We start from the raw sequence: 7,264 nt of genomic DNA on the forward strand, positions 1-7,264 counted from the left end.
GGGCTACTGCTGCTGCTGCTGATCGTAGAACGCGGTCTGGATGAGGCGCTTGCCGCTGCGACGGTCGGACTGGGTGCCGCGCCCCACGGGCAGCGGGCCGGGCCGGACGTCGAACAGGTTGCCCTCGTCCTTGTTGCCGGACATGATCAGCGCCGGGCTGGCCATGTCCTTGAGCCGTTGCAGGATCGGGTCGAACATGGCACGTCCCGCACCGCCCATCGTGCGGGAGATGATCAGGTGCATGCCGATGTCGCGGGCCTGCGGCAGCAGCTCGGCGAGCTGCGCGAGCGGGTTGCCGGACGGCGTGGCGACCAGGTCGTAGTCGTCCACCACCAGGAACAGCTCGGACCCGCTCCACCATGACCTGTTGCGCAGCTGGTCGGGCGTCAGGTCCGACGGGGGGAGCCGGTTGACGAGGGCGCCGTGGACGTCCTTCATCAGCCCGGCCGCGGCCGTGGAGGACGCCGCGAACCCGATGACGTGCTCGCTCTCCGCCGAGTCCAACAGGGCCCTGCGGTAGTCGAGCATGATGATCCGGGCCTCGTCGGTGGTGTACCTGGCCTTGATCGACTCGACGACGAGCCGCAGCAGGTTGGACTTGCCGCACTCGTTGTCGCCGAGGACGACGAAGTGCGGGTCGTTCTCGAGGTTCAGCAGGACGGGCGACAGGGTGTCCTCGTCGATGCCGATCGGGATGCGCTTGCCGGTCTCGGCCACGGTGGGCAGCGAGCTGTACGGCAGCACGTCCGGCAGCATCCGGACCGTCGGCGCGGGCGGGCGTCCCTGCCAGCCCGCCTGAACCGTCTGCACCAGTTGCCGGACCCCGTCGGAGAGGTCGCTCGCCGACGTCCGGCCGTCCACGCGGGGGAGCGCGCTGAGGAAGTGCAGGCCCTCGCGGGTGATGCCGCGTCCCGGCCGCCCCTCGGGGACGTTCGCCGCGTGCTTGCGGTCCATCTCCGACTCGTAGGGGTCGCCCAGCTTCAGTTCGAGCCGCGTCCCGAACAGGTCGCGGATCGTCAGCCGGAACTCCGACCACTTGTTCGTCGCGGCCATCACGTGGATGCCGTAGCCGAGGCCGCGCGCGGCGAGGTCGGTGACCGTCGTCTCGATCGCCTCGAACTCCTGCCGGACGGTCAGCCAGTTGTCGACGACGAGGAACACGTCGCCGAAACCGTCCCCGGCGATCTGCCCCTCGGCGCGCATCCGCCGGTAGGTGCCGATCGAGTCGATGCCGCGTTCGGTGAAGAACCGTTCCCGCGATTCCAGCAGCCCGGACACCTCGGCGACCGTGCGTCGGACGCGGTCAGGGTCGAGGCGCGCGGCGACACCGCCGATATGCGGCAGGTCGGCCAGCGGCGCGAGGGCGCCGCCGCCGAAGTCGAGGCAGTAGAACTGCACCTCCTGCGGCGTGTGCATGAGCGCGAGCGAGGTGATGAGCGTCCGCAGCACGGTCGACTTGCCCGCCTGCGGGTTGCCCGCGACGCCGACGTGCCCGGCGGCGCCGGACAGGTCGAGCCACATCGGGTCGCGGCGCTGGTCGAACGGCTTGTCGACGATGCCCGCGAAAGCGTGCAGCTTGCCCCGGCCGTCCCACCCGGCGGTGGTGAACCCGAACTCGGGCGTCTGCTGGAGGTTCGGCAGCACCTGGTCGAGCGTGGACGGCTCCTCCAGCGGCGGCAGCCAGATCTCGTGCGGAGGCGGACCGTTCCCCGCGAGCTGCTTGACGACCAGGTCGAACAGGCTGATCTGCGGGCCCTCGTCCTCCTTCGGGCGCTGCTGCTCCTGCGTCTGCGCCTGCATCTGCGGCCGCATGTACGCCGGGGTGAACGGGACGATCTGCGCGAGCTGCCGCGCCCCCTGCCGGGACTCCTGCTCCTGGCCCTCGTCCGGCTTGTACGGACCCGAGACGTAGGCGGCGCGGAACCGCGTCATCGTCTCGGTGCCGATCTTCAGATAGCCGTTGCCCGGCGCCTGCGGCAGTTCGTACGCGTCGGGAACGCCGAGGACGACCCGCGACTCGGCGGACGAGAACGTCCGCAGGCCGATCCGGTACGACAGGTGCGTGTCCAGGCCGCGCAGCTTGCCCTCCTCCAGCCGCTGCGAGGCGAGCAGGAGGTGGACGCCGAGCGAACGGCCGAGGCGTCCGATCATCACGAACAGCTCGGCGAAGTCGGGCTTGGCCGACAGCAGTTCGGAGAACTCGTCCAGGACGACGAACAGGGTCGGCATCGGCTTCAGCGCCGCGCCCTGCTCGCGGGCCTTCTCGTAGTCGCGCAGCGAGGCGTAGTTCCCGGCCGCGCGCAGCCACTCCTGCCGCCGCACCATCTCGCCGTGCAGCGCGTCGTACATGCGGTCGACGAGCGGGAGTTCGTCCTCCAGGTTCGTGATGATCGCGGAGACGTGCTGGAGGCCGTCCATGCCGAGGAACGTCGCGCCGCCCTTGAAGTCGACGAGGACGAAGTTCAGCACCTCGGACGAGTGCGTCATCGCCAGCCCGAGCACCAGCGTGCGCAGCAGCTCCGACTTGCCGGACCCGGTCGCGCCGATGCACAGGCCGTGCGGGCCGTAGCCGCCCTGCGCGGCCTCCTTGATGTCGAGGTCGATGGGGCGGCCGTCGGCGTCCAGCCCGATCGGCACCCGCAGCCGGTTGCGCGGCGCCCGCGGCTGCCACGCCTGCCGGGGGTCGATCCGGGCCGGGTCGGGGACGCCGAGCAGCGTCGTCAGCGTCGTCGCGGCCGCGAGCGCGTCCATCTCCGGGCCGGTGACGGCGCTGGCCCGCATCGGGGCGAGCTGCCGCGCCAGACCGTCCGCCTGGACGTAGCTGAACGCGTCGGGACGGCCCAGCGAACTGGGCACGTCCTTGCCGGTACGGTCGCGACGCAGCATCGCCATCTTGTCGGGCGCGACCCGCAGCCGCAGCATCGTGTTGTCGGCGGTCGGCGCGATGTGCCCGGTCAGGTCGATGACGCAGACGCCCTCGATGCCGTCCGAGCCGATCTGCGAGTCGGGGGTGACGGCGCCGCCGTCCACGATGACGACGTGGTACGGCAGGTCGCTCTGTTGCAGGCCGGGGGTGAACCGGGCGCGGTCCTTCACCTCGCCGCCGAACATCCGCTCCAGCTCGGACATGGTGCCCGCCATCAGCCGGACGGGCCCCGCCGCGTCCGTCACCGTCGGGTGCATCGCGTGGGGGAGCCACTTGACCCAGTCCCAGTGCGGCATCGTCTCCGCCGACGCGCACACGCTGACCCGCATGTCGTCGGGCGAGTGGAACGCGGTGAGCTGCGCGATCATCGCGCGGACCATGCCGCGGACCGCCTCCGGGTCGCCCATCGGCAGGATCCGCGCGAACGACGGCAGCGACACCGCCACCGGCAGGTTCGGCACCGTCGAGTGCGCGCGGACGAACCGGCGCAGCGCCCCGGCGGTCATCGGTTCGAGGTCCTCGACCGGACGGGTCTCCGGCGGGATCAGCTGGACCGCGAGCTTCTGCGGCCCGGCGCCGATCCGCACGTTCCCGAAGTCGGGGTCGCTCGGACGACGCTCCCAGATCCGCGCGCTCATCACCAGCGACCACAGCGAGTCGGGGGACGGGCTGTTCCACTCCAGCGACTCGCGCTGCTGCTCGGCGGCGCGGCGCACCTTCCGGCGCACCTGCGACAGGTAGCGGAAGTAGTCGCGGCGCGCGCCGTTCAGCTTGAACTTGCGCTCGCCGGAGCCGCGGCCGAGCTGGCCGAGCATCATGCCGCCCATCGCCAATGCCATGCCGCCACTGCTGATCATCATCATCGGGCTGCGGGTGCCGCCGCCCAGGAACATCAGCCCCATCATGACCGGCATCACGGCCATCGGCAGGTACATCAGCACGTTCTGGAGGCCGCCGCTTTGTATCTCCGGGATTTCCGGCGGCGATTCCAGCAGTAGTTCGCCCTTGGGGGCTGGGGGTGGTTTGCGGCGCTCCTTGCGCCGGACGAGGACGGTGCTCACCTTGGTGTTCCTCCGGGAGCTCGCGCCCTGGGCGGCGGACGGCTGCGGGGGGACGACCGGCCCGGGGGGTACTTGTACGTCTTGAGCTTCTTATGCGTATTGCGCTTGATTTAGCGTAGGCGGACGTCACATCCTAAACTGCGCGTCGCTCGGATCCGCCCCTGATCTGAACCTGGAGGACGGGAGCTCCCGTGAATTCGCCCGCAACAACCGAACTTTGCAGGGTCACCATCGTCGCGCCGAAACGGCGCATCGACGTGTCCCTGCCCGCCGACGTGCCGCTGGCGCACATGCTTCCCACGCTGCTGCGCGCCGCGGGCGAGAACATGGCGGACGCGGGACTCGCCCATTCCGGCTGGGTCCTCCAACGGCTCGACGGAGACCCGTTCGACGCGGCCCAGACGACGAACGCCCTCGGCATCCGCGACGGGGAGGTGCTCTACTTCCGGCCGCGGATGGCGCAGTTGCCGGAGATGTCGTTCGACGACGTCGCCGACGTCATCGCGTCGGGCATCCGGGAGCGCACCGACCGGTGGCGGCCCACCACGACCCGCTCGTTCGGCCTCGGCGCCGGGGGGATCGCGCTCCTGGTCGGCGCGGTCGTCATCGCGCTGTCGGGGCCGCCGTGGATCGTCCCGGCCGCCGCCGCCGGGATCGTCGCGCTCCTCTCGCTCATCATGGGCGCGGTGCTCTCGCGGGCGGTCGGCGACTCCGGCGCCGGGACCGTCCTCGGCTACGCGGCGCTCCCGTACGCGTTCATCGCCGGGCTGGCCGCGCCCGCCCGCGACGACCTGGACCTGCTCGACCTCGGCGCGCCGCACCTGCTCGCCGGGTTCGGGGTGACGGTGCTCGCCGCGATCATCGCCGGGTTCGCCATCGCGGACGGGTTGCCGGTGTTCCTCGGCATCGCGTTCGCCGCGTTCGTGGGCGCGATCGGCGCCGGCGTCGGGCTCGCGTTCGACGACCTGCCCGCCGCTGGCATCGCCGCCGTCGCCGCGGTCGTCGTGATGATGTTCATCGCGGCCGTCCCGTCCCTGGCGTTCAAGCTCGCGCGGATGCCGCTGCCGCCCGTCCCGGGCAGCGCCGAGGAACTGCGCCGCGACACCGAGACGGTGGACGGCCGCCAGGTGCTCTCCCGCACCGCCGCCGCCGACCGGTTCTCCACCGGCCTGATCGCCTCGATCGCGCTGGTCTCGGCGGGCGCGATGCTGTTCCTGTTCGGCGAGGACGGCTGGGCCGGTCCGGCCACGTCCGCGACGATGTCGGTGTCGCTGCTGCTGCGGGCCAGGATCTTCCGCGGCGTGTCACAGCGCTCCTGGATGCTCGTGATCGGGCTGTTCGGCCTGGTGCTGACCACGATCGGGGCGGCGCTGCACGGCAGCCAGGTCGTCGCGCTCTCCGCCGCGCTCGTCCCGCTGCTCGTGCTCACCGGGATCGTCGTCGCCGTGACGCTCTGGCTGCCCGGCCACCGTCCCACCCCGGTCTGGGGCCGATGGGGCGACATCCTCGACATGGTTGTGATGATCTCGCTGATCCCGCTGGCGCTCGCCGTCCTCGACGTCTACTCCCGCGTGCGCGGGCTGGCCGGGTGACGCGCTGATGCAGAACCGGCGGGATCTCTACCAGGCGCACCGCCTGATGACACAGCGGGTCGGCCTGGCCCTGCTGCAAGGCGAGCCCGACATCGCCGAGTCGCCCATGCGGCGGCTGTCGATCGCGGCGTTCGCCGGGGTGATGGTGGGCCTGCTCGTCATCGCGGTGTTCGGCATCTGGGGGCTGCTGTCCCCGGGCGGCGCCAAGGGGCTGGACGAGCCCGGCAAGCTCATCATCGAGAAGGAGACCGGGACCAAGTACATCTACGACGCCAACAGCAAGAAGATGTTCCCGGTCGCGAACTACGCGTCCGCGCTGCTGGCCCTCGAGTCCGACGGCGGGCCCGAGCGGCGCACCGTGTCGCGCAAGTCGCTGGCCGGGTTCGAGCGCGGCGCGATGATCGGCATCCCGGGCGCCCCCGACTCGCTGCCCGGCGACGACCAGCTCATCCGCGGCCCCTGGTCGGTGTGCACCCGCGAGTCCGCGACCGCGACCGGCGTGAAGCGCCAGGTCAGCGCCCTCGCCGCCGGGAAGGACGTCGGCGGGCGGGGGCTGGCCGCCACCGAGGCCGTCGTCGTGCAGACCGGCGGCGTCCCCTGGGTGGTCTGGCAGGACCACCGCATGCAGATGACGATCCCGGCGGCCCAGGTCCCGTCGCTGACCGGCGGCCCCGGCGCGGAAGAGGTCCCGGCGACCTGGCTGAACGCGATCCCGGCGGCGGGCAACTTCGGCTCGCCCGACATCCCGCAGCGTGGCCGCGCGGTGCCCGGGCCCCGGGGCGGGACGTCCCGCGTCGGCCAGGTGTTCAAGGCCGAGACCGGGGCCGGTGGCCAGGCACTCTGGTACGTGATGCTCCCCGACGGGCTCTCGCAGATCAACGAGACGCAGGCGCAGCTCCTGCTGCGGGACGTCAAGACCACCGCCGCCTATCCGGGCGAGCAGGCGCGGCCATTGCCGACGGACGTCCCGTCCGCGCAACAACTCGCCTCGCAGACGCGCCTACTTGACAACAACTTGCCGCCGACCCTGCCGAAGTTCGTCGCCTGGGACACCACCACGCCGTTGTGCGCGGTGTACCCGATCGGCTCGTCGACGGCGCGACTGTCGATGGGCGGATCGCTGCCCGCGCCGTCCGCGGGCGTCCTCGGCTCCGGCACGGCCGGGTCGTCCGGCACGATCGACCAGATGGTGCTGCCACCCGGCGGCGCGGCGCTGATGAGCCTCGTGCCCGCGGGCGGCGACAGCTCGGGAAGTGGCGGATCGGGGTCATTGTCACTGGTCAACGACCAGGGAATCCGTTTCGCACTGCCGTCGGCAGAGATCGCCAAGAAGCTCGGCTATGACGCCAAGAAGGCGGCGCCCGTCCCGTCGAGCGTGATCCATCTCATCCCGCAGGGTCCGGCGCTCGATCCGGCGCTGGCTCGGAAGCCGATCTCGACCTCGAGAGTGTAAGATATGGCGTAGATCACATGAACCGTCAGATCATCAAGTGCGTCGACATAAGTGGCGTGCAACGCCTATGATCAATGGCATTTCGTGTCGACAGGATTGCTCCCAGGCTCACTGGGCGCCGGCGGGCAGTGCCCCTCTTCTGCGGCACACGACCGAAATTCGCAAACGGAGGTGGCGCTGTGGGGAACACGTCCGCAGCTGACAGAGCAGCAATGCAGCAGGCCGCGACGCG

General features: G+C 71.1%; 3 protein-coding genes. 2 read left to right on the forward strand and 1 reads right to left on the reverse strand.

Annotated elements, in window-relative coordinates; genetic code table 11:
• Positions 1–3 precede the first annotated feature (3 nt).
• A complete protein-coding gene (gene eccCa / locus ABD808_RS37600) occupies positions 4–3,987 on the reverse strand; it encodes a type VII secretion protein EccCa (RefSeq protein WP_344908055.1) in 3,984 nt (1,327 codons plus the stop codon).
• Between the two features lie 191 nt (positions 3,988–4,178).
• Between eccCa and eccD the strand changes: the two genes are divergently transcribed.
• Together eccD and eccB are read left to right on the forward strand one after the other, a co-directional pair.
• On the forward strand, positions 4,179–5,579 hold the full coding sequence (gene eccD / locus ABD808_RS37605; RefSeq protein ID WP_344908058.1) for a type VII secretion integral membrane protein EccD: 1,401 nt from the start codon (positions 4,179–4,181) through the stop codon (positions 5,577–5,579).
• A gap of 7 nt (positions 5,580–5,586) precedes the next feature.
• Positions 5,587–7,032, forward strand: coding sequence for a type VII secretion protein EccB (eccB, locus tag ABD808_RS37610; protein WP_344908059.1), 1,446 nt, complete (start codon positions 5,587–5,589; stop codon positions 7,030–7,032).
• Positions 7,033–7,264 lie beyond the last annotated feature (232 nt).

Source organism: Actinomadura meridiana (genome assembly GCF_039537545.1).
Classification (GTDB): Bacteria; Actinomycetota; Actinomycetes; order Streptosporangiales; family Streptosporangiaceae; genus Spirillospora; species Spirillospora meridiana.

What these genes read in the sequence shown, in the direction of transcription:
- eccB (WP_344908059.1), top strand. Translation starts at nt 5,587, where the DNA reads ATGCAGAACCGGCGGGATCTCTACCAGGCGCACCGCCTGATGACACAG.